23 protein-coding genes and 1 tRNA gene are annotated in these 21102 nt (G+C 72.7%); 9 read left to right on the top strand and 15 right to left on the bottom strand.

Annotation, left to right across the window (positions count from 1 at the left end; genetic code table 11):
* The first annotated feature begins 55 nt into the window (after positions 1–55).
* Complete coding sequence (gene serC / locus D1781_RS03580) at positions 56–1180, top strand: phosphoserine transaminase (RefSeq protein WP_119481715.1); 1125 nt, start codon at positions 56–58, stop codon at positions 1178–1180.
* A gap of 50 nt (positions 1181–1230) precedes the next feature.
* Here serC and D1781_RS03575 read toward each other — a convergent pair whose 3' ends face one another.
* Both D1781_RS03575 and D1781_RS03570 read right to left on the bottom strand, forming a co-directional pair.
* Positions 1231–1809 carry a DUF3027 domain-containing protein gene (locus D1781_RS03575; protein WP_199706365.1) on the bottom strand — a complete coding sequence of 193 codons (579 nt, stop codon included), beginning with the start codon at positions 1807–1809 and terminating at the stop codon, positions 1231–1233.
* 2 nt (positions 1810–1811) lie between these two features.
* Complete coding sequence (locus D1781_RS03570) at positions 1812–2192, bottom strand: cold-shock protein (protein ID WP_119480876.1); 381 nt, start codon at positions 2190–2192, stop codon at positions 1812–1814.
* A gap of 114 nt (positions 2193–2306) precedes the next feature.
* Between D1781_RS03570 and D1781_RS03565 the strand changes: the two genes are divergently transcribed.
* The 4 genes from D1781_RS03565 to D1781_RS03550 all read left to right on the top strand — a co-directional run bounded on the left by D1781_RS03565 (position 2307) and on the right by D1781_RS03550 (position 5436).
* The gene (locus tag D1781_RS03565) at positions 2307–2579 is read left to right on the top strand and encodes a hypothetical protein (RefSeq protein ID WP_119480875.1); all 273 of its coding nucleotides are present in this window, start codon (positions 2307–2309) and stop codon (positions 2577–2579) included.
* A gap of 74 nt (positions 2580–2653) precedes the next feature.
* Positions 2654–3349: a response regulator transcription factor gene (locus D1781_RS03560; RefSeq protein ID WP_119480874.1), complete on the top strand. Its 696-nt coding sequence runs from the start codon at positions 2654–2656 to the stop codon at positions 3347–3349.
* Between the two features lie 64 nt (positions 3350–3413).
* Positions 3414–5102: a sensor histidine kinase gene (locus D1781_RS03555; protein WP_119480873.1), complete on the top strand. Its 1689-nt coding sequence runs from the start codon at positions 3414–3416 to the stop codon at positions 5100–5102.
* Positions 5103–5148: 46 nt separating this feature from the next.
* Entirely contained in the window at positions 5149–5436 is a 288-nt protein-coding gene (locus tag D1781_RS03550) for a WXG100 family type VII secretion target (protein WP_119480872.1), read from the top strand.
* A gap of 133 nt (positions 5437–5569) precedes the next feature.
* On the opposite strand, the gene groL is transcribed toward D1781_RS03550, so the two are convergent.
* The 4 genes from groL to D1781_RS03530 all read right to left on the bottom strand — a co-directional run bounded on the left by groL (position 5570) and on the right by D1781_RS03530 (position 8660).
* On the bottom strand, positions 5570–7192 hold the full coding sequence (groL, locus tag D1781_RS03545) for a chaperonin GroEL (protein WP_119480871.1): 1623 nt from the start codon (positions 7190–7192) through the stop codon (positions 5570–5572).
* A 195-nt stretch (positions 7193–7387) separates the two neighbouring features.
* Positions 7388–7591 (bottom strand): cold-shock protein, encoded by a 204-nt coding sequence (locus D1781_RS03540; RefSeq protein ID WP_119480870.1) that lies wholly within the window; start codon positions 7589–7591, stop codon positions 7388–7390.
* 164 nt (positions 7592–7755) lie between these two features.
* Positions 7756–8301 (bottom strand): LytR C-terminal domain-containing protein, encoded by a 546-nt coding sequence (locus D1781_RS03535; RefSeq protein ID WP_119480869.1) that lies wholly within the window; start codon positions 8299–8301, stop codon positions 7756–7758.
* A gap of 74 nt (positions 8302–8375) precedes the next feature.
* Positions 8376–8660, bottom strand: a complete 285-nt coding sequence (locus tag D1781_RS03530; RefSeq protein ID WP_233550953.1) for a DUF3263 domain-containing protein — start codon at positions 8658–8660, stop codon at positions 8376–8378.
* Between the two features lie 140 nt (positions 8661–8800).
* Between D1781_RS03530 and msrB the strand changes: the two genes are divergently transcribed.
* On the top strand, positions 8801–9208 hold the full coding sequence (gene msrB / locus D1781_RS03525) for a peptide-methionine (R)-S-oxide reductase MsrB (RefSeq protein ID WP_119480867.1): 408 nt from the start codon (positions 8801–8803) through the stop codon (positions 9206–9208).
* 210 nt (positions 9209–9418) lie between these two features.
* Here the strand turns inward: msrB and D1781_RS03520 are convergent.
* Together D1781_RS03520 and D1781_RS03515 are read right to left on the bottom strand one after the other, a co-directional pair.
* A tRNA-Thr gene (locus D1781_RS03520) sits at positions 9419–9491 on the bottom strand.
* A gap of 70 nt (positions 9492–9561) precedes the next feature.
* Positions 9562–10482: a DsbA family protein gene (locus D1781_RS03515; protein WP_158589979.1), complete on the bottom strand. Its 921-nt coding sequence runs from the start codon at positions 10480–10482 to the stop codon at positions 9562–9564.
* 229 nt (positions 10483–10711) lie between these two features.
* Between D1781_RS03515 and D1781_RS03510 the strand changes: the two genes are divergently transcribed.
* Together D1781_RS03510 and D1781_RS03505 are read left to right on the top strand one after the other, a co-directional pair.
* Positions 10712–11809, top strand: a complete 1098-nt coding sequence (locus D1781_RS03510; protein ID WP_119480865.1) for an ABC transporter ATP-binding protein — start codon at positions 10712–10714, stop codon at positions 11807–11809.
* Positions 11806–13101, top strand: a complete 1296-nt coding sequence (locus D1781_RS03505) for a DUF4032 domain-containing protein (protein ID WP_119480864.1) — start codon at positions 11806–11808, stop codon at positions 13099–13101. Before D1781_RS03510 ends, D1781_RS03505 begins: the two co-directional genes overlap by 4 nt.
* Before the next feature lie 83 nt (positions 13102–13184).
* On the opposite strand, the gene D1781_RS03500 is transcribed toward D1781_RS03505, so the two are convergent.
* From D1781_RS03500 to D1781_RS03480, 5 genes are all read right to left on the bottom strand, one after another.
* The gene (locus tag D1781_RS03500; RefSeq protein WP_119480863.1) at positions 13185–14024 is read right to left on the bottom strand and encodes an endonuclease domain-containing protein; all 840 of its coding nucleotides are present in this window, start codon (positions 14022–14024) and stop codon (positions 13185–13187) included.
* 199 nt (positions 14025–14223) lie between these two features.
* Entirely contained in the window at positions 14224–15180 is a 957-nt protein-coding gene (rlmB, locus tag D1781_RS03495; protein ID WP_119480862.1) for a 23S rRNA (guanosine(2251)-2'-O)-methyltransferase RlmB, read from the bottom strand.
* Entirely contained in the window at positions 15170–16576 is a 1407-nt protein-coding gene (cysS, locus tag D1781_RS03490; RefSeq protein ID WP_119480861.1) for a cysteine--tRNA ligase, read from the bottom strand. Before cysS ends, rlmB begins: the two co-directional genes overlap by 11 nt.
* Before the next feature lie 10 nt (positions 16577–16586).
* The gene (gene ispF / locus D1781_RS03485) at positions 16587–17726 is read right to left on the bottom strand and encodes a 2-C-methyl-D-erythritol 2,4-cyclodiphosphate synthase (protein ID WP_233551125.1); all 1140 of its coding nucleotides are present in this window, start codon (positions 17724–17726) and stop codon (positions 16587–16589) included.
* A complete protein-coding gene (locus tag D1781_RS03480; RefSeq protein ID WP_119480860.1) occupies positions 17723–18205 on the bottom strand; it encodes a CarD family transcriptional regulator in 483 nt (160 codons plus the stop codon). Before D1781_RS03480 ends, ispF begins: the two co-directional genes overlap by 4 nt.
* A gap of 165 nt (positions 18206–18370) precedes the next feature.
* Between D1781_RS03480 and D1781_RS03475 the strand changes: the two genes are divergently transcribed.
* Complete coding sequence (locus D1781_RS03475) at positions 18371–18982, top strand: hypothetical protein (RefSeq protein WP_119480859.1); 612 nt, start codon at positions 18371–18373, stop codon at positions 18980–18982.
* Positions 18983–19108: 126 nt separating this feature from the next.
* Here D1781_RS03475 and D1781_RS03470 read toward each other — a convergent pair whose 3' ends face one another.
* Together D1781_RS03470 and D1781_RS03465 are read right to left on the bottom strand one after the other, a co-directional pair.
* A complete protein-coding gene (locus tag D1781_RS03470; protein WP_119480858.1) occupies positions 19109–19807 on the bottom strand; it encodes a response regulator transcription factor in 699 nt (232 codons plus the stop codon).
* Positions 19804–20970, bottom strand: coding sequence for a sensor histidine kinase (locus D1781_RS03465; protein ID WP_119480857.1), 1167 nt, complete (start codon positions 20968–20970; stop codon positions 19804–19806). The genes D1781_RS03470 and D1781_RS03465 overlap by 4 nt, the downstream gene beginning before the upstream one ends.
* Between the last annotated feature and the right edge of the window lie 132 nt (positions 20971–21102).

Genomic DNA, 21102 nt, shown 5'->3' with positions numbered 1-21102 from the left:
CGGGGCGACGGGCCCGGCCGCGCCGCTCCCCGCGTCCGAATAGGCTCTGGTGACCGTGACGGACCCCAGCACGACCCTGCAGATCCCGGCCGCCCTGCTGCCCGCCGACGGCCGCTTCGGCTGCGGCCCGTCCCGGGTGCGCGACGCGCAGGTCGAGGCCCTGGTCGCCGCCTCCCGGACCCTGCTCGGCACCTCCCACCGGCAGCGCCCCGTGCGCGCGCTGGTCGGCTCGGTGAAGGCCGGGCTCGCGTCGCTGCTCGGGGCGCCGGAGGGCTACGAGGTCGTGCTCGGCAACGGGGGCTCGAGCGCGTTCTGGGACGCCGCCGCCTTCGGGCTGATCGAGCGCCGCAGCGCGCACGGCACCTGGGGCGAGTTCGGCGCGAAGTTCGCGAAGGCGGCGAAGGCGCCGTGGCTGCGCGGCCCGGCCGTCGCGGAGGCGCCGGCCGGTGCGCGGACGGAGCTCGAGGTCGTGGACGGCGTGGACGTCTACGCCTGGCCGCACAACGAGACCTCGACGGGCGTCGCCGCGCCGGTGCGGCGCATCGCCGCCGACGGGGCGCTCACGGTGATCGACGCGACGAGCGCCGCGGGCGGCATCGACTTCGACGCCGCGGAGGCGGACGTCTACTACTTCGCCCCGCAGAAGAACCTCGGCTCGGACGGCGGCCTCTGGCTCGCCCTGGTGTCCCCCGCCGCGATCGAGCGGATCGAGCGCATCGCGGCGTCCGACCGGTACGTGCCCGAGTTCCTCTCCCTGAAGGCCGCGCTCGACAACTCGCGGCTCGACCAGACGCTGAACACGCCCGCCCTCGCGACCCTCGTGCTGCTCGACTCGCAGCTCGCGTGGATGAACGAGCAGGGCGGCCTCGCCTGGGCCGCCGGACGCGCGGCGACCTCGTCCTCCCTGCTCTACCGCTGGGCGGAGGGCGTCGACTACGCGACGCCGTTCGTCGCCCGCGCCGAGGACCGCTCGCCCGTCGTCGTCACGATCGACTTCGACGGCGTCGACGCCGCCGCGGTGGCGAAGACGCTCCGCGCGAACGGCGTCGTCGACACGGAGCCGTACCGCAAGCTCGGGCGCAACCAGCTGCGCATCGGCACCTTCGCCTCGGTCGAGCCGTCGGACGTCGAGGCGCTCATCGCCTGCGTGGAGCACGTGGTGGCGGCGCTCCGCGCCTGACCGCGCCTCCGTCGACCGATCCGGCGGCCGCCCGTGAGGGCCGCTCCTCGTCAGAGCGAGCGGTCCTCCTCGGCGGGCCGCGGCGCGCGGTCGTCGTCGTCCGCCTCGTCGGGCTCGGGATCCTCGTCGTCGACGTCGCCGGTGTCCTGCTCGGCCTCCTCGGGCGACAGCGCGCCCTCGAGCTCCGCGTCGTCGAGCTCGTCGAGGCCGTCGTCGTCGGCGAGGTCCTCCTCGTCGAGCTCCGCGTCGTCGTCCTCGCGGTCCTCGTCGTCCTGGTCGTCCTCGGCGGTCTCGTCGTCCGCGACCTCGCCGGGGTGCCGCTCGTCCGGGTGCTGACGGCGCCACTCCGCGAGCCGCTCCGCCCACGGCACCCAGGGCGGCGCGAGCAGCGCACCGTCGCCGGGCAGCAGCTCGACCTCGAGCACGGTCGGCTCGACGCCCTCGAGGTCGGAGGTCGAGACGACCCAGGACCAGCCGGTGTACGCGGCGAGCGTGCAGGCGAACCGGAGGTCGACGACGCCGGGCTCCGGCCGCTCCGCGCCGATCAGGTCGCCCACCTCGGCCGGGTCCACGACCTCGCCGAGCGCGGCGCGCGCCAGCGCAGCGCGCTCCTCGTCGGTGATCGGCACGATCAGTTGTCGAAGTCGTCGGCGACGCGGCGCAGCAGCGCCGCGATGCGGGAGCCGTGCGCGCCGTCCGGGTACTTGCCCCGGCGCAGCTTCGCGCCCTCGCTGTCCAGCACCTTGATGAGGTCCTCGATGCGGGCGGCCATGTCGTCCGGCGACGGCCGCGACATGCGCTGCAGGCTCGGCGGGTTCTCGAGCACGCGGACCGAGAGCGCCTGCGATCCGCGCTTGCCCGCCGCGACCCCGAACTCGAGCTTCGTCCCGGCCTTCACGACGGCGCCCGCGGGCAGCGCGGACGCGTGGAGGAAGACCTCCTGGCCGTCGTCGGCGGTGATGAAGCCGAAGCCCTTGCTGTCGTCGTAGAACTTGACTCTGCCGGTGGGCATGGTGACCTCGTGTGGACTGGGCTCGTGCGGAACGGGACGGTTCGGGCCGGAATCGGCCGACCCATCCTAACCGGGGCCGATCCGCGCACCGTCGGGCCGGTAGGCTCGCGCCCCGTGGAGCAGGCCCCGGAGACGCCCCGCGCGCAGCGGGTGCTCGCCACGCTCGCGTTCACCCTGATCGGCGTGTCCGCCGCCGCCGTGATCGCCCTGCTGATCCTGCAGGCGGCCGGCGTGCCGAGCAGCGCGTTCCGCTCCGGCGGCCTGCTCGTGCTCGCGCTCGTGCCGCTGCCCGGGCTGACGATCGGGCTGCTGCTCGTGGTGGCGCTGTTCGTCGTGCTCGCGGTCCGTCGTGCACGTCGCCAAGGCGTTCAGCGCAGTCGTCGCTAGTCCTCGCCGGACGCCATCACCGCGCACGACGAAGAGTCAGGAAGCGCTCAGGAACCGCGCAGAGAATGGCCGCCATGGCCTCCGAGCAACCGCGCATCCTCATCGTCGACGACGAGCCGAACATCAGGGACCTCCTCACCACGAGCCTGCGCTTCGCGGGCTTCGCGGTCCGCGCCGTGAGCAACGGCGCGCAGGCGATCTCCGCCGTGCTCGAGGAGGAGCCCGACCTGATCATCCTCGACGTGATGCTCCCCGACATGAACGGGTTCGGCGTCACGAAGCGGCTCCGCGCGTCGGGCTACACCTCGCCGATCCTGTTCCTGACGGCGAAGGACGACACCGAGGACAAGATCACGGGCCTCACGGTCGGCGGCGACGACTACGTCACCAAGCCGTTCAGCCTCGACGAGATCGTCGCGCGCATCAAGGCCATCCTCCGGCGCACCATGCACGCCGAGGAGGACGCCGTCATCCGCGCGGGCGAGCTCACCATGGACCAGGACACGCACGAGGTCACCGTCGGGTCCGAGGCGATCGAGCTCTCCCCCACCGAGTTCAAGCTGCTGCGCTACCTGATGCTGAACCCGAACCGCGTGCTCTCGAAGGCCCAGATCCTGGACCACGTGTGGGAGTACGACTTCAACGGCGACGCCGGCATCGTGGAGTCCTACATCTCGTACCTGCGGCGCAAGCTCGACGCGCACTCCGCGGAGCCGATCATCCAGACCAAGCGCGGCTTCGGCTACATGCTGAAGGCGGCGAAGGTCTGAACCGCCGCGGCCGGGGGGCCGTGCAGCGCGCTCACCGCCTCCCCCGCGCAGAATGACCCGCACCATGCGAGCGACCGTCGGGGAGTGGTGGAACGGGATCTCGCTGCGCGCGAAGATCACCGGCGTCACCGTCCTCGTGCTGACGCTGGGCCTCGTGGTGTCGGGGTTCGGCGTGATGACGGTCCTGCGCAACTACCTGATCACCGACGCCGACCGGCAGATCACGCAGACGCTCCGGACGGTCACGACCGAGACGGCGCAGAACGACGAGGTCGCGACCGCGACGCAGTTCGTGTTCGCGCACCTGCGCGGGGACGGTTCGACGATCCAGACGAACCCGCGCTGGGAGGAGTTCTCGCCCGCGATCCCGAGGATCGACGCCGCGAACGTCGACCGCTTCGAGCAGCCGTTCACCGTCCGCAAGGGCGACGCCGCGGCGTTCCGCATCGCCGCGAGCCGCCTCGACGACGGCACGGTCGCGGTGCTCGGCATCCCCCTCGAGAGCATCAACCGCCTCATCGCGCAGCTGTTCACGCTGTTCTTCGTGTTCGGCATCGCCGTCGTCGTGGTCGGCGGGGTGCTGACGCGGCTGCTCGTGGGATCGACCTTCTCACCGCTGAAGCAGGTCGAGCGGACCGCTGCGGCGATCGCCGACGGCGACTTCGGGCAGCGCCTCGGCTACACGACGCCCAACACCGAGGTCGGGCGCCTGAACCGGTCCCTCAACCGGATGCTGAACCGGATCGACGGCGCGCTCGCCGACCGGGCGCGCACGATCGACCAGATGCGCCGCTTCGTGGGCGACGCGAGCCACGAGCTGCGCACCCCGCTCGTCTCGGTCCGGGGCTACGCGGAGCTGTACCGGATGGGCGCGCTGCAGTCCCGGGAGGACGTGGCCCAGGCGATGGACCGAATCGAGCGCGAGGCCGTGCGGCTCGGCGCGCTCGTCGCCGACCTGCTGGCGCTCGCACGGCTCGACGAGGCGCGCGAGCTGAAGCGCACGGTCGTGGAGCTGCTGCCCCTCGCGCACGACGCCGCCCTCGACGCCCGCGCGCTCGCGCCGAGCCGGCCGATCCGGGTGATCGGCCACGACCCCGAGCAGCCGACCGGCGCCGTGGAGATCCTGCGCCCCGTGTCCGACGAGACGGGCGAGTCCGACTCCGGCACCACGTCGAGCCGGCTGCTCCGCCGGACCGTGAGCTCGGACGCGGCGAGCGTCACCGGCTCGCTCCGCCTCGCCTCCGCCCGGCTGATGCGCGCGCGGCGCCGCGCCCGCGACGGCGCCGTCGACGACGCGCCCGCGCCGATGTCGACCGGCACGGCCAAGCCGGTGGTGTTCGCGGAGGAGGACAAGCTGCGGCAGGTCCTCGCGAACCTGATCGGCAACGCGATCCGCTTCACGCCCGACGGCTCCCCCATCGAGATCGCGACCTACGGCGACAAGGCGCGCGGCGTCGCGGTGCTCGAGATCATCGACCACGGCGAGGGCATCCCGCCGCAGGTGCGGGACAAGATCTTCCAGCGCTTCTGGCGCGCCGACTCCTCGCGCACCCGCGACACGGGCGGCAGCGGCCTGGGCCTCGCGATCGTCGCCGCCATCGTCAGCGCCCACCAGGGCACCATCGGCATCTCCGAGACCGCCGGCGGCGGTGCGACCTTCCGAGTCGCGCTTCCCCTCCTCCCCACCGAGGAGGAGGACGCCGGAGCGGATCAGGACGAGCCGGCCGACCGGGAGCAGCAGGCCGCGTCCTAACGTGCCGTCCGCGACCGGGACCCGCCCGGTCGGTCAGGAGGCAAGCATGACCCGGTTCACCGTCGACAGCGACGCCGTCGACTCCGCCGCGGGCGCCATCGCGGCGACCGTCTCCCGCCTGCAGAGCGAGGTCGCCGCGCTGCACGGGCAGCTCGACGCCCTGCAGGGCGTCTGGACGGGCGGCGCGGCCGTCGCGTTCCAGGGCGTCGTCCAGCAGTGGCGGACGACGCAGACCTCCGTCGAGCAGGTGCTCGCGTCGATCGACCGAGCGCTCCGCGTGGCGGGGCAGCAGTACGTCGAGACGGAGCTCGCGAACGCCCGCCTCTTCGGCTGACCCCGCCCTCCGCGCCCCGCTTGTCGAGGTCCGAGCGCAGCGAGCCTCGAGACCGCTCGCCCGCTCCGAGAACGACGGAAGGGCCGCACCCCCTGACGGGAGTGCGGCCCTTCCTGGACTCGCTGGGGCTGGATCAGAAGTCCATGCCGGCGCCGGCGTCGGCGCCCACCGGGGCGGCCGACTTCTCCGGCTTGTCGGCGACGACGGCCTCGGTGGTGAGGAACAGGCCCGCGATGGACGCCGCGTTGAGCAGCGCCGAGCGGGTGACCTTCACCGGGTCGTTGATGCCGGCGGCGAGCATGTCGACGTACTCGCCCGTGGCCGCGTTCAGGCCGTGGCCGACGGGCAGGTTGCGCACCCGCTCCGCCACGACGCCCGGCTCGAGACCGGCGTTCAGCGCGATCTGCTTGAGCGGCGCGTCGACGGCGACCTTGACGATGTTGCCGCCGGTCACCTCGTCGCCCTCGAGCTCGAGCTTCTCGAACGCGGACTTGCCGGCCTGGATGAGCGCGACGCCACCACCGGCGACGATGCCCTCCTCGACGGCGGCCTTCGCGTTGCGGACGGCGTCCTCGATGCGGTGCTTGCGCTCCTTGAGCTCGACCTCCGTGGCCGCGCCCGCCTTGATGACGGCGACGCCGCCGGCGAGCTTGGCGAGGCGCTCCTGGAGCTTCTCGCGGTCGTAGTCCGAGTCGGTGTTCTCGATCTCGTTGCGGATCTGCTGCACGCGGCCGGCGATCTGCTCGGCGTCGCCCGCACCCTCGACGATCGTGGTCTCGTCCTTGGTGATGACGACCTTGCGGGCGTTGCCCAGCAGGTCGAGCGTCACGTTCTCGAGCTTGAGGCCGACCTCCTCGGAGATGACCTGGCCGCCCGTGAGGATCGCGATGTCCTGCAGCTGCGCCTTGCGGCGGTCGCCGAAGCCCGGGGCCTTGACGGCGACGGACTTGAAGATGCCGCGGATCTTGTTGACGATCAGGGTCGCCAGCGCCTCGCCGTCGACGTCCTCGGCGATGATGAGCAGCTGCTTGCCGCTCTGGATCACCTTGTCGACGATCGGCAGCAGGTCCTTGATGTTCGAGATCTTGCTGTTGACGATCAGGATGTACGGGTCCTCGAACACCGCCTCCTGGCGGTCGGGGTCCGTGACGAAGTACTGCGACAGGAAGCCCTTGTCGAAGCGCATGCCCTCGGTCAGCTCGAGCTCGGTGCCGAAGGTGTTCGACTCCTCGACGGTGACGACGCCCTCCTTGCCGACCTTGTCGATCGCCTCGGCGATGATCTCGCCGATGGCCTCGTCGCCGGCGGAGATGGACGCGGTCGCGGCGATCTCCTCCTTGGTCTCGACCTCCTTGGCGGCGGCGAGCAGCTCGCCGACGACGGCCGCGACGGCCTTGTCGATGCCGCGCTTGAGGCTGATCGGGTCGGCGCCGGCGGCGACGTTGCGGAGGCCCTCGCGGACCAGCGCCTGGGCGAGGACGACCGAGGTGGTCGTGCCGTCACCGGCGACGTCGTCCGTCTTCTTCGCGACCTCCTTGACGAGCTCCGCGCCGATCTTCTCGTACGGGTCGTCGAGCTCGATCTCCTTGGCGATCGAGACGCCGTCGTTCGTGATCGTGGGGGCGCCCCACTTCTTCTCCAGCACGACGTTGCGGCCACGGGGGCCGAGCGTGACGCGCACGGCGTCGGCGAGCGTGTTGAGGCCGCGCTCGAGACCGCGGCGGGCCTCCTCGTCGAAAGCGATGATCTTCGCCATAGGTGTTTCTCGTCCTCCCTGGACGGTGACAACTTTCGGACGGCGTGCGTGCCGCACGGTCACCACGCCTGGCACTCGATGAGACCGAGTGCTAAAGCATTCTGGCAGTCACCCTGAGGGAGTGCAAGCGCGCCGGAGGGCGTCCGCGGCAGGCGGACACGGCGTCCGGCGCGACCCGAGGAGGTCGGCGGAGGCTCAGGCGGGGCGGACGGCCTCGGCCTGCGGGCCCTTCGAGCCGGTGCCCACCTCGAACTCGACGCGCTGCCCCTCCGCGAGGGAGCGGTAGCCGTTCATCTCGATGGCGGAGTAGTGGACGAACACGTCCTGACCGCCCTCGTCCACGGTGATGAAGCCGTAGCCCTTCTCGGCGTTGAACCACTTGACGACGCCACTTGCCATCGGGTGCTGCTCCCTGCCTCCTGCGGGGTGTCCCCCGCTCGCGTGACCGCAATCTAGCGACGGCGAGGAGCGCCGCGGGAGGTCTGCGCGGCCCCGGTCACGCATCTCAACACGCCCGTAACCGCGCCGTAACACGCCGGTCGCGTGCCCGCGTCGACGAGGGGTCAGGCGGCCTTCGCGAAGTCCGCGCCGAGGACGACGGTGAGGCGCTTCTCGCCCTGCACGTCGAACCGGTCGGACCGGACCGGCGCCTTGCCGATGCCGAGCGACTTCGCGAGGCCGAGCGCGGCGCCGAGCTGCGACTTCTCGCCGTAGTAGACGGTCGAGACCTTCACGTCGGTCGAGTCGGCGTTCGCGGTGGAGCGCACCTTCCATCCGTCGGCGCGCGCGGTCGAGGCCGCGTTCGCGGCGAGGCCCGTGGTCGCGGTCGCGTTCAGCACGACGACCGTCGCGGACGGGTCGACCGTCGCGGCCGGCGCGGCCGCGGCGGAGGTCGTCGTGCCGCCCCCGGTGTCGCCGGTGGCGGAGACGCGCTGCTCGATCGTGCCGAGGCCGAGGACGCCGAGCCCGACGAGCACGCCGGTGGCGAGCGCCGCCCAGGCGAACGTCGCGAACCCGCGGCGCCGCACGGGCGCCCGGTGCGCGCCGACGCGCGCGAGGTCCAGGGGGACGTCGTCGAAGCGGTCCCTCGGGGTCGTGCCTCTGGCCACTGTGCTCCGTGCTCCTCGGGTGCGCCCGTCTCGTCCCGCCGGACCGGCGACCACCGGCACGGCGCCCGTGGCGCTCAGCTCGAGTGCCGGCGCAGCAGATCGGCGCGCCGTACCGTTCGGGCGTCGCGGAGGCGCTGGAGGCGCTTCACGAGCATCGGATCCTCTCGCAGGGCGGCGGGCGTCTCGATGAGCGCGCCCAGCACCTGGTAGTAGCGGGCGGCGGAGACGCCGAACTCCTCGCGGATGGCCTCCTCCTTGCGCCCTCCGCGGCGCCACCAGGCGCGCTCGAAGGCGAGGATCTCGAGGTCCCGCGCGGAGAGCTCCGGCTCCCGGCCGGCGGGGTTCACGGTGTCGTCCACGTCGTGCTCGATGTCCTTCCCGTGCAGCCCGCACCCCCCGCGTTCGGGGGAATAGGAGGGATGCTAGGAGGGCTGACTCCTCCGGAGGCGGAACCGGAGCGCCGTGTCCGCCATGAGAGTCATCAGGAGAGGGGCCTGCGATGCCGTACGAGGTGACGAAGACGGAGTCGGAGTGGAAGGCCGCCCTCGACCCCGACGAGTTCAAGGTGCTGCGCGAGGCCGCGACGGAGCGGGCGTGGACGGGCGCGCTGCTCGACGAGCACCGCGACGGCCTGTTCCGCTGCCGCGCGTGCGACGCGCCGCTCTTCCGGTCGACGACGAAGTTCGACTCGGGCTCCGGCTGGCCGTCCTTCTACGAGCCGGTGTCGCCGGACGCGGTCGAGCTGAAGAGCGACCGCACCTGGGGCATGACCCGCACGGAGGTGCTCTGCGCGCGCTGCGGCTCGCACCTCGGCCACCTCTTCGACGACGCCCCGCAGACCCCGACGGGCGACCGCTTCTGCATGAACAGCATCAGCCTGAGCTTCGACGACACCGCGAAGGCCTGACGCCAGGAGACCACCCGCATCGGTGATCTCGAGGCTCGCTCCGCTCGCACCTCGACCAACGGGGAAGAGGCAGCAGCAGAGGCGGGCGATGCGACCACGCACCCCTCCCGCACGAGGCGCCCACGGCGCCGTCAGCCGGCACGCCCGTGCAGGGCGTGCCGGTACGGCACAGACTTCGATCCGCCCGCGGATCGAAGGCCATGAACGCCGAGCCGAGAGACGGGTTCGAACCGACGACCTACCGCTTACAAGGCGGTTGCTCTACCAGCTGAGCTATCCCGGCGTGCGGCCAGTCTACGAACGAGGAGCCGCCGCCCCGGCGGGGACGGCGGCTCCTCGGCCCGCTCAGCGGGTCACTTCGTGGCGCTGGGGCTCGGGGTCGCGCTGGCGCTCGGCGCGGGGCTGGCGCCGACCGTGCCGCCGACCTGGGTGACGAACGCCCCGAAGTCGGTCTTGCCGTCCCAGTACTGGCCGTTGACGATCAGCGTCGGGGTGCCGGCGCCCTGCCGGCTCGACGGGAACTTCACGTCGGCGAGCGGGCCGCCGTTGCTCGTGAACTCGTCGGTGCGGGCGCCCACCCAGTTCTTGAACTGCTGGTCGCGGATGGCCTGCTCGATCTTCGGCATGTTCGTCGCGCCGGCCTGCCGGGCGATCTCGATGAGGCGGTCGTCGCTGAGGCCCGCGCCGCCCTCCTTGGGCTGCACGTCGCTCTCGTACATCGTCGTGTGGAACTTGTAGAAGGCCTTCGGCGAGTAGTTCGCGACCGCGGCGGCCGCGTTCGCGGCCCGGGTCGAGTAGTCGCCGTCGGTGAAGTTCCGGTCGAGGATCGCGACGGGGTGGTACTGGATCACCGCGGCGCCGCTCGTGACGAGCTGCTTGATCTGCGAGCCGTACGTCTGCTCGAACTGCTGGCAGATCGGGCAGCCGAAGTCCTCGTAGGCCTGGATGAGCACGCGGCCGCCGCCGATGGTCGGCCGCGGCGTCGGGGTCGCGTCGCCGGCGGGGGCGGCGGTGCTGATCGCGGTGAGGTCCTCGCCCTCGAGCGAGATGCCGCCGGTCGCCATGTTGCGCGGGCCGGGCCCGGGCGGGCGGACGGAGTTGACGATGATCACCGCCACGACGGCGACGATCGCCACGATGACGACGCCGATGGAGAGCTGCAGCACCACCCGGTTCCGCTTCTCGCGTCGCTGCTGGCGGACGCGCTGCTCGCGCGCCTTCTCCCGGGCGGCGTCGCGGCGCTCGTTCTTCGACGCTCTCGGCGCGTTGCTCATGGATCCCTCCTGCGGCCGCCTCCGGGCGGGCACGGCGAGGCATGGTATCCGGCGCTCCCATGGCCGGAGCGGCGCCGCCCCGCAGGTCCTTGTGCGGTTCATAGGCGCGGCCGCCCCCGGCAGGAGGCCGTGCCATACTGTGCCCGTCCGGCGACGGAGCCGGACATGACCACTGGTCATCCTCACTACGGATCGTCCGGCACGTACCTGCCGGTGAAGGAGAACAGCAATGGCAACCGTCACGTACGACCACGCGACGCGTCTCTACCCCGGTGGCACCCGCGCCGCGGTGGACTCCCTGAACCTCGAGATCGCCGACGGCGAGTTCCTGGTCCTCGTCGGTCCCTCCGGCTGCGGCAAGTCGACCTCCCTCCGCATGCTCGCGGGGCTCGAGGAGGTCAACGACGGCCACATCTACATCGGCGAGAAGGACGTCACCGACATCCCGCCGAAGGACCGCGACATCGCGATGGTCTTCCAGAACTACGCGCTGTACCCGCACATGACCGTCGCCGAGAACATGGGCTTCGCGCTCAAGATCGCCGGCGTCGGCAAGGACGAGCGCGCGTCCCGCGTGCTCGAGGCCGCGAAGCTGCTCGACCTCGAGCCCTACCTGGCCCGCAAGCCGAAGGCCCTCTCGGGCGGTCAGCGTCAGCGCGTCGCCATGGGCCGCGCGATCGTCCGCCAGCCGCAGGTGTTCCTCATGGACGAGCCGCTGTCGAACCTCGACGCGAAGCTGCGCGTGCAGACGCGCACGCAGATCGCGTCGCTGCAGCGCCGCCTCGGCGTCACCACGGTCTACGTCACCCACGACCAGACCGAGGCGCTCACGATGGGCGACCGCATCGCGGTGCTGAAGGACGGCATCCTCCAGCAGGTCGGTTCGCCGCGCGAGCTGTACGAGCGCCCGAACAACGTGTTCGTCGCCGGCTTCATCGGCAGCCCGGCCATGAACCTGTTCCCGGCCGACCTGGTCGACGGCGGCGTCAAGTTCGGCGAGTACCTGATCCCGCTGACGCGCGAGACGGTCTCGGGCTCGAGCGGCAAGCAGGTCACGATCGGCGTGCGTCCCGAGGACCTCGAGGTCTCCGGCACCCAGGGCGACGGCCTGCCCGTCGTCGTGGACCTCGTCGAGGAGCTCGGCGCGGACGGCTACCTCTACGGCCACGCGGAGGTGAACGGCCGCCGCACCGACATCGTCGCGCGCGTCGACGGCCGCCAGCACCCCGAGGTCGGCGAGACGGTCTTCCTGCACCCGCAGCAGAACCACACGCACGTGTTCGACGTCGAGTCCGGCGCACGCCTCTCGGCCGCCGTCACGGCTTGAGCGACTCGTTCGGAGACACGCTCTCCATCACAGCGGCGACGGTCGACCCGGCGCTGCTGGACCTGCCGTGGAGCATCCCCCTCGAGCAGTGGACCGCCGAGCACATCGCGGCCCTGCCGAAGGGGATCTCCCGGCACGTCGTCCGCTTCGCGAACCTCTCGGGGTACGTCGTCGCGGTGAAGGAGACCTCGGAGGAGCTGGCTCGACGCGAGTACGACATGCTCCGGACGCTCCAGCGTCTGGACGTGCCGTGCGTCGAGCCGGCCGCCGTGATCTCCGGGCGGCTCGACGAGAACGGGGACGCCCTGGCGACCGTGCTGGTCACCAGGCATCTCCGCTTCTCGCTGCCGTACCGGGCGCTGTTCTCGCAGACGCTGCGCCCGGAGACGGCGACCCGGCTCGCCGACGCGCTCGCGCTGCTGCTCGTGCGGCTGCACATCGTCGGCTTCTTCTGGGGCGACGTGTCGCTGTCGAACACGCTGTTCCGGCGTGACGCGGGCTCCTTCGCCGCCTACCTCGTCGACGCCGAGACCGGGAAGCTGTACACGGGCGGCCTGTCGAAGGGGCAGCGCGAGAACGACCTCGAGGTCGCGCGCGTGAACATCGCCGGCGAGCTGATGGACCTCGCCGCCGGGGGCCACGTCGACGAGGACCTCGACCCGCTCGTCACGAGCGAGCGGATCGTGTCGCAGTACCGGATGCTCTGGAACGAGCTGATGGGCCGCGAGTCGTTCGCCTCGTCCGAGCGCTGGCGCATCAACGAGCGCGTCGATCGCCTGAACGCGCTCGGGTTCGACATCGAGGAGCTCTCGATCCGCACCGGTCAGGGCGGCAACGAGGTCGTCATCCAGCCGAAGGTCGTGGACGCCGGGCACCACACCCGGCGCCTCCTGCGCCTCACCGGGCTGGACGCCGAGGAGAACCAGGCCCGGCGCCTCCTGAACGACCTCGACCAGTGGCGGCAGCGGTTCGGCCGCGACCAGATGGACGAGGAGATGGCGGCCCACGAGTGGGTCGCCGGCGTCTTCGAGCCGGTCGTCCGCTCGATCCCGCGCGACCTGCGCGGCAAGCTCGAGCCCGCGGAGGTGTTCCACCAGGTGCTCGAGCACCGGTGGTTCATGTCGCAGCGCGAGAACCGCGACGTCCCGCTCGCCGAGGCCCTGAACTCCTACGTCGACGAGATCCTGCGCCACCGCCGCGACGAGGCCGCCCTCCTGGAGCCCCTCACCGGCTCCGTGACGACCCCGATCCGCGTCTCGCAGGGCCCCGAGGACTGGCGCACCCTCGTCTGAGCGATCGAGCAGGACGAACGCGCTCGAGCAGGACGTCGAGGCGGTTCTGGTCCTGCTCGAGTGACGATGTCCTGCTCGATCGCTCAGGGCTGTGCGAGCGGGGCGTGCTGGGCGATGACCGCGCGGATCGTCTCGATCACGAACTCCCACTCGTAGACGACGGTGGCGTAGGAGAACTGCAGCACGAGTCGACCTCCGCGCATGATCCGCGCCACCCGCTTCCGGTCCCGCGTGAACGCCTCCTCCTGCGCGTGGACCTGTCGGCCGTCGATCTCGATGCCGAGCCACCCGTCCAGCTCGAGGTCGAGCCGGTACCGCTCGCGGAGGGTCACCTGGATCTCGGTCGCGATCCCGCTCATGCGGAGCCGGTAGCGGGCGATCGACTCCGTCCCGGACTCGCTCCGCGCGTCGAGGTGGTCGAGGAGGTGGTGGACGCGCTCGGGTCCGCGTCGGACCACGACCTCGAGCCGGTTCGGGCTCATCAGGCGCCGATACAGGATCGAGTCGAGGATCGCGACGAGGTGGTGGTTCGGCTGGCACTCGAGGGCGTCCGCCAGCGCGAGCTCGATCGGCGCGACGGCGAACGCGGAGCCGGTGCGCCCGCTCTTCCCGTGCCAGTGCCGGAAGACCGAGGCGCCCTGGTCCCGGTCGGCTGACCGCCTCCCCGACGCGTGGCTCGGGAACAGCACGTGCAGGCCGCCGTCCGGCGGGAACCACGCGCCGTGCAGCTGCAGCGCGGAGACGCAGCCGAGGCGACCGCCCATCCGCATCGCCAGCACGGCCTGCTCGGGCGTGCTGGACGTGGCGTACCAGCCGCCGATGACGCGGAAGAAGTACCCCGCCTCGATCGACGCGCGGATGCTGGCCGTCGTCTCCCCGGCCGCGTACAGCTCCCTGGTGGTGAAGAACGAGAAGGCGCCCATGGCCGGGCATGGTGCCCGAGCCCGAGCCGCCGATGCGGCGAGCGCGAGGTCAGGAGCTCGGGCGCGCGGCGAACGCTCCTGGGGAGGGAGGGATCGCGCCTCCGCTCGCTCCGAAACGATCGAGCAGGACCTCGTCACTCGAGCAGGACGGCAGGGCCCCGATCGTCCTGCTCGGGCGAGGAAGTCCTGCTCGATCGCTCTACTCGGAGGCGGCGCGGGTCGTCGCGATCGCGTAGAGGGCGATCGAGGTGGCCACCGAGGCGTTCAGGGACTCCGTCCCGCGGCCGATCGGGATGGAGACGATCTGGTCGCACAGCTCGCGGACGAGGCGGGACAGGCCCTGGCCCTCGCTGCCCGCGACCACGAGGAGCGGGCGGTCGCTGAGCTCGAACGCCGGCAGCGCCACGTCGCCGTCGCCGTCCAGGCCGACCACGAAGACGCCCTGCTGCTTGTACGCGGTCACCGTCTGCGCGAGGTTCGACGCCATCGCGACCGGCACCCGCGCGATCGCGCCCGCGGAGGCGCGCCACGCGGCGGGCGTCACGCCCACCGACCGGCGCTGCGGCAGGACGACGCCGCTGCCGCCGAACGCGGCGACGGAGCGGATGATCGCGCCGAGGTTGCGCGGGTCGGTCACGCCGTCGAGGGCGACGACCAGCGGCGTCCCCGGCTTCTGCAGCAGGTCCATCGGGTGCGCGTACTCGTACGGCTTCGTCGCGAGGGCGATGCCCTGGTGCAGCAGGTCGCCGCCGGTCAGGCGGTCGAGCTCCGGCCGCATCACCTCGAGCACCGGGATGTCGCGGTGGTTCGCGATCGAGAGGATCTCGCGGATCCGGTCGTCGACCTCCATCCGGGCGGCGACGTAGACCGTGGTGGCGGGGATGCGCGCCCGGAGCCCCTCGAGCACGGCGTTGCGGCCCGTGACGAGGTCCTCGGTCGACGCCTTCTTCCGCGGCGCCGGCCGCCGCCCGGCGTCGCCGCCGCGCTTCGCCGCCGACCGCTCGGCCAGCTGCCGGCGCTTGTGCGCGGCGTGGTACTCGCGGTCCTCCGCCTTCGGGGTCGGCCCCTTGCCCTCGAGCGCCTTGCGCCCGCGGCCGCCGGAGCCGACCTTCGTGCCCTTCAGATTCGGCGTGCGCCGCCTGGCGTCACCGGCCATCGATGCTCCACCTCGTCCCGTCCCCTGTGTCGGTGAGGGCGATGCCGGCGGCCGCCAGCTCGTCCCGCACCCGGTCCGCCGCCGCGAAGTCGCGCGCCCGGCGGGCCTCCTGCCGTTCCTCGATCAGCCGCTCGACGAGCGCGCCGAGGGCCTCGCGGCTGCCGTCATCCTGCACCCCCGCGCTCCACGCGGGGTCCGCGGGGTCGATGCCGAGCACGCCGACCATCGCCCGGACCGCCCCGAGCGCCTCCCCCGCCGCCTGCAGCTCCCCGGCGTCGATCGCCTGGTTGCCGCGGCGGATCGTGTCGTGCAGCACGGCGAGGGCCTGCGGCACCCCGAGGTCGTCGTCCATCGCCGCGGCGAACGCGGGAGGCACGATCGCGGGCGCGGGCGGCGCACCGGCGTCCACCGCCCGCTCGACGAAGCGCTCGATGCGCGCCACCGCCTCCTCCGCCTCCACGAGCGAGCCGGCGCTGTGGTCGAGGTCGGAGCGGTAGTGCGCGGCCTCGAGCGCGTACCGCACGACGACGGGCCGGGCCGCGCCGAGCAGGTCGGCCGCGAAGACGGAGTTGCCGAGCGACTTCGACATCTTCTGGCCGGCGACGGTGACGAGGCCGTTGTGCACCCAGAGCCGGGCGAACGGCGAACCGGCCGACGTCGACTGCGCCAGCTCGTTCTCGTGGTGCGGGAAGCGCAGGTCGAGCCCGCCGCCGTGGACGTCGAACTCCGACCCGAGGTACCGCTCCGCCATCGCCGAGCACTCGATGTGCCAGCCCGGCCGGCCGGCGCCCCACGGGCTCGGCCACGAGGCGGACTCGGGCTCCTCCGCCTTGCGGCCCTTCCAGAGGGCGAAGTCGCGGGGGCTGCGCTTCGCCCTCCCCTCGCCGTCGCCGGCCACGAAGTCGTCCCCGGTCTGCCGGGTGAGCACGCCGTAGTCGGGCCAGGAGGCCACGTCGAACCAGACGTCGCCGGACCCGTCCTCCGCCGGGTACGCGTGCCCCGCCTCGACGAGCCGCCCGATGAGGGCGATCATCTCGCCGATGTGGCCGGTCGCCCGCGGCTCGTACGTGGGCTCCTGGATGCCGAGCGCCCGGTACGCGGCGGCGAACTCGAGCTCGACGCGGTAGGCGTGCGCCCACCACTCGCTGCCCGCCTTCGGTGCGGCGTCGAGGATCTTGTCGTCGATGTCGGTGACGTTGCGGATCAGGGTGACCGCGAGCCCGGAGTGCGCGAGCCAGCGCCGCATCACGTCGTAGGAGAGCGCGCTGCGGAGGTGCCCGATGTGCGGGGAGGACTGCACCGTCGGCCCGCAGACGTAGATGCCGACGCGACCCGGGACCACCGGGTCGAGCTCGCGGAGCGCCTGCGACCGGGTGTCGTAGAGCCGGACGGTCACGGCCTCGATGCTACGGGAGGCGCGGTCCGACCAGCGCGGTCGCGACGGCGGCGACGCCCTCGCCGCGGCCCGTGAGACCGAGCCCGTCCGTCGTGGTGCCGGCGACGGCGACGGGCGCCCCCACCGCGGCGGTCAGCAGCGCGACGATCTCGTCGCGGCGCCGGCCGATGCGCGGCCGGTTCCCGACCACCTGCACGGCGACCGAGACGGGCGCGAGCCCCGCCTCCGCGAGCAGCGCGACGGTCCGGGTGACGAAGTCGACGCCCGGCCGCCCGGCCTCCTCGGGCCGGTCCGTCCCGAACCGCGCACCGAGGTCGCCGAGACCGCCGGCGGAGAGCAGGGCGTCGGCGATCGCGTGGCAGACGACGTCGGCGTCGCTGTGCCCGGCGAGGCCGGGCTCCCCCGGCCACTCGAGCCCGCCGAGCCGCAGGGGGCGCGAGGCATCGACCGCGTGGACGTCGATGCCGATGCCGGTGCGCGTCGCGACCGGGCGCGCGAGCAGCTGCTCGGCGCGACGGAGGTCCCACGCGGTCGTGATCTTGAACGCGTCGGGGTCGCCCGGGACCGTCGACACCGCGCCGCCGGCGGCCGCGAAGACGGACGCGTCGTCGGTGTGGCCCGTGCCCGCGGAGGCGTACGCCGCTCGGAGCGCACCGGCGGGGAAGCCCTGCGGCGTCTGCACCGCCGCGAGCCGCGACCGGTCGAGCGTGGCGACGACGGCGGAGCCGTCGACCTCCTTCACCGTGTCCGCGGGCGCGAGGGCCGGCACGACGCCCGCGCCGGTCGTCACGACCGCGGCGCGCACCAGATCGAACAGCGCCGAGGGCGTCAGCGGCCGGGCCGCGTCGTGCACGAGCACGACCTCGTCGTCCGGCACCTCGTCGAGGGCGATCGCGACGGACTCCTGCCGGGTCGCACCGCCCGCGACCACGGCCACGCGGTCGGCGTCGGCACGCGCGCGGACGAGGCCTCGGACGCGCTCGAGCTCCGCGACCGGCGCGGTGACGACCGCACGGTCGACCTCGGCCGCGAGCACGCCGTCCAATGCCAGATCGAGCATGGACCGGCCGCCGACCGGCACGAGGGCCTTCGGCACGCCGAGCCCCAGCCGCACGCCGCTCCCGGCGGCGACGACGACCGCGACGGTCAGGAGGCGAGCACCTCGTCGAGGACGGTCGACGCCTGGTCCTCGTCGGTCTTCTCGGCGAGCGCGAGCTCGGAGATCAGGATCTGCCGCGCCTTCGCCAGCATGCGCTTCTCGCCGGCGGAGAGGCCGCGGTCCTGGTCGCGGCGCCACAGGTCGCGGACGACCTCCGACACCTTGATGACGTCGCCGGACGCGAGCTTCTCGAGGTTCGCCTTGTACCGACGGGACCAGTTGGTGGGCTCCTCGACGAACGGGGTGCGCAGCACCTCGAACACGCGGTCGAGGCCCTCCTTGCCGATGACGTCGCGGACGCCGACGAGGTCGACGTTCTCCGCGGGCACCTCGATGGTCAGGTCGCCCTGCGCCACGTTGAGCTTGAGGTAGACCTTCTCCTCGCCCCGGATCGTGCGCTTCTTGACCTCGACGATCTTTGCCGCCCCGTGATGGGGGTAGACGACCGTCTCTCCGACCTCGAACTGCATGCGCATCCTTCCGAAAAGCGGCCTCCATCCTAGCACGGGGCGGTTCCTCGGGCTTCGGGGGCGGTGCGGCCGCCCGGCTCCGCGAGGAGGGCGTCCGCTAGGCTGCCCGGCGATCGGGCCGCGGGATCCACCTCATCGCGGCGCGACCGGACGAGAGGGTTTGCAGTGAAGATGCGAGTCGCGGCATCCGTCGCGGTGACCGTGCTGGCGACGACCGTCCTGGCCGGCTGCCAGTTCATCACCCCGCAGCAGACCGCGCGCTCCTACACCCCCTCCGACGGCGTCAACGGCAGCGTCGGGAACGTCGAGATCCGCAACGTCTTCCTGATCGACGGCGCGGAGGACACCGCGTCGCTGATCGGCGTACTCACGAACAGCGGCAGCTCCGCCGAGACGGTCACCCTGCAGTGGACGGGCGCCCAGGGCGCCGAGACGAAGCAGGTCACGGTGCCCGGCGGCGGGCTGCTCTCGATGTCGACCGACTCCGCGACGCCGTCCGCCTCCGTGCCCGGCGCGGGGACGGCCGTGATCCTCGAGGACGTCCAGGCCACGCCCGGCGGGCTGTTCCCGATCACCTTCTCGGCCTCCTCGAAGGACGAGGACCTGCGGGTGCCGGTGCTGATCAACAGCTTCTCGCAGTACGCGACCCTCGCGCCGACGCCGACGCCGACCCCCACGAAGACCCGGCGCACGCCGCTGCCGACCGACTCGGCGAGCGCCGGGGCGACCGACGGCGCGGAGCCGACGCCGACCCCGACGGACACGCTCGCCGGCTGACGCCCCCGCCTGCCTCGGGGCCCGCTGCGCTCGTACCTCGAACAACGAGGAAGGGCGAGCGTCGCGCATCGAGCGTGCGCTCGCGCCTCCGCGAGGAGACGCGAGCGCAGCGCGCGTCCGATCGGGTCAGGCCTCCACGGCGAGGTCCTCGAAGCGGTAGCCGAGGCCGCGCACGGTGAGCAGGAGGCGCGGCTCGGCCGGCTCCTCCTCGATCTTCGCCCGGATGCGCTTGACGTGGACGTCGAGCGTCTTGGTGTCCCCGAAGTAGTCGGAGCCCCAGATGCGGTCGATCAGCTGGCCGCGGGTCAGCACGCGTCCGGCGTTGCGGAGCAGCAGCTCGAGCAGCTCGAACTCCTTCAGCGGCATGGCCGTCTCGCGCCCGTGCACGAAGACCGCGTGCCGGTCGGCGTCGAGGCGGATCGGGCCCGACTCGAGCACGTCGGGGCCGGCCGCGTCCGCGGGCTCCACGCGCCGCCGGAGCACCGCGCGCACGCGAGCGAGCAGCTCGCGGCTCGAGTACGGCTTCGTCACGTAGTCGTCGGCGCCGAGCTCGAGGCCGAGCACGATGTCGATCTCGGCGTCCTTCGCCGTCAGCATGATGATCGGCACGTCGGACACGGCGCGGATGCGCTTCGCGACCTCGGTGCCGGGCAGGACCGGCAGCATCAGGTCGAGCAGCACCAGGTCCACGTCGCCGCGGCCGAAGCGGGCGACGGCCTCGCCGCCGTCCGCGACGGCGGCGACCTCGTAGCCCTCGCGCTGCAGCAGGTAGCCGAGGGGCTCGGCGATCGCCGGTTCGTCCTCGACGAGCAGGATCGTCGTCATGCGCGCTCCTTCTCCCGGCGCGGGGTGCGCGCCGATGCGGGCGCCGGGATCTCCGGCAGCCGGATGGTGAACGTCGAACCGCGGCCGAGCCGGGACCAGACCCGCGCCTCGCCGCCGTGGTTCTCCGCGATGTGCTTCACGATGCTGAGGCCCAGCCCCGTGCCGCCGGTCGAGCGGGACCGCGCCTGGTCCGTGCGGTAGAACCGCTCGAACACGCGGTCGAGGTCGTCCTCGGCGATGCCGATGCCCTGGTCGGACACCGCGATCTCCACGATCCCGTCGCGCGATCGGAGCCCGACGCCGACGTGCCCACCGGCGGACGAGAACGCGATCGCGTTCGCGACGAGGTTCTGCACGGCGGTGGTGAGCATGGCCCGGTCGCCGAGCGTCCAGAGGTGGGACTTCTTGCCGATCACGACGCCGACGCCCTTGGACTCTGCGCCGACCCGCGTGTGCTCGACGGCCGCGCGGACGACCTCGTCGAGCGGCACCGCCTCGGCCTCCTCGAGGGGGTCGGCGCCTTGCACGCGGGAGAACTCGATGATCTGCTGCACGAGCGTCGCGAGGCGGCTCGCCTCGGCGCTCAGCCGGGCTGCGAAGCGCCGCACCTGGTCGGGATCGTCCGCGGCGCTGTCGAGCGCCTCGGCGAGCAGCGACACGGCGCCGATCGGCGTCTTCAGCTCGTGGCTCGTGTTCGCCACGAAGTCGCGGCGGACCGCGTCGAGGCGCACCGCGTCCGACCGGTCGTCGACCACGAGCAGGACCCGCGCCGCGTCGACGGGCGCGGCCCTGGCGGTGAGGACGAGCGTCCTGGCGCCCGCGGCCGAGCGGGGCAGGCTGAGGTCGGCGCTCTGCGGCCGGCACTCGCGCCGCGCCTCGTCGAGCAGGCGCTGCAGCTCGGGGTGGCGGAGGGAGCGGCCGTCCGTGAGGCCGAGCGCCACCGCCTCCGGCGTCGCGAGCAGCACCTCGTTCGACCCGTCGACCACGAGCGCGGGCTCGCGGAGCGCGGAGATGACCGCGGTCGCCCCGTCGGGCAGCGCCGTCGACTGCGCGTCGAGCACCGCGGAGCCCCGGTCGAAGGCCGCTCTGATCAGCACCGCGAACAGCACGCCGACGGCGAGTCCGAAGACGATGCCGAGCACCACGATGGACGCCGCGCTCATGCAGGTTACGATAAGGGACTGTTCAGAGGGGCCTTTCCATCGGAGGCGGTGGGCCGCGGAATTGGCCCGGCGTTCGCCGGGACGGCACCTGCTGTTCACCCGGAGGGCCGATGTTGGCCGTCCCGGGACCGA

Origin of the sequence: Amnibacterium setariae (genome assembly GCF_003581425.1) — a bacterium.
GTDB lineage: Bacteria > Actinomycetota > Actinomycetes > Actinomycetales > Microbacteriaceae > Amnibacterium > Amnibacterium setariae.
This window is presented reverse-complemented; position numbering and strand designations above follow the sequence as displayed.

What these genes read in the sequence shown, in the direction of transcription:
- D1781_RS03555 (WP_119480873.1), top strand. Translation starts at nt 3,414, where the DNA reads ATGCGAGCGACCGTCGGGGAGTGGTGGAACGGGATCTCGCTGCGCGCG.
- D1781_RS03570 (WP_119480876.1), bottom strand. Translation starts at nt 2,192, where the DNA reads ATGCCCACCGGCAGAGTCAAGTTCTACGACGACAGCAAGGGCTTCGGC.
- D1781_RS03510 (WP_119480865.1), top strand. Translation starts at nt 10,712, where the DNA reads ATGGCAACCGTCACGTACGACCACGCGACGCGTCTCTACCCCGGTGGC.
- D1781_RS03560 (WP_119480874.1), top strand. Translation starts at nt 2,654, where the DNA reads ATGGCCTCCGAGCAACCGCGCATCCTCATCGTCGACGACGAGCCGAAC.
- D1781_RS03540 (WP_119480870.1), bottom strand. Translation starts at nt 7,591, where the DNA reads ATGGCAAGTGGCGTCGTCAAGTGGTTCAACGCCGAGAAGGGCTACGGC.
- D1781_RS03480 (WP_119480860.1), bottom strand. Translation starts at nt 18,205, where the DNA reads ATGCAGTTCGAGGTCGGAGAGACGGTCGTCTACCCCCATCACGGGGCG.
- D1781_RS03465 (WP_119480857.1), bottom strand. Translation starts at nt 20,970, where the DNA reads ATGAGCGCGGCGTCCATCGTGGTGCTCGGCATCGTCTTCGGACTCGCC.
- D1781_RS03515 (WP_158589979.1), bottom strand. Translation starts at nt 10,482, where the DNA reads ATGAGCAACGCGCCGAGAGCGTCGAAGAACGAGCGCCGCGACGCCGCC.
- groL (WP_119480871.1), bottom strand. Translation starts at nt 7,192, where the DNA reads ATGGCGAAGATCATCGCTTTCGACGAGGAGGCCCGCCGCGGTCTCGAG.
- msrB (WP_119480867.1), top strand. Translation starts at nt 8,801, where the DNA reads ATGCCGTACGAGGTGACGAAGACGGAGTCGGAGTGGAAGGCCGCCCTC.
- rlmB (WP_119480862.1), bottom strand. Translation starts at nt 15,180, where the DNA reads ATGGCCGGTGACGCCAGGCGGCGCACGCCGAATCTGAAGGGCACGAAG.
- D1781_RS03550 (WP_119480872.1), top strand. Translation starts at nt 5,149, where the DNA reads ATGACCCGGTTCACCGTCGACAGCGACGCCGTCGACTCCGCCGCGGGC.
- D1781_RS03470 (WP_119480858.1), bottom strand. Translation starts at nt 19,807, where the DNA reads ATGACGACGATCCTGCTCGTCGAGGACGAACCGGCGATCGCCGAGCCC.
- D1781_RS03500 (WP_119480863.1), bottom strand. Translation starts at nt 14,024, where the DNA reads ATGGGCGCCTTCTCGTTCTTCACCACCAGGGAGCTGTACGCGGCCGGG.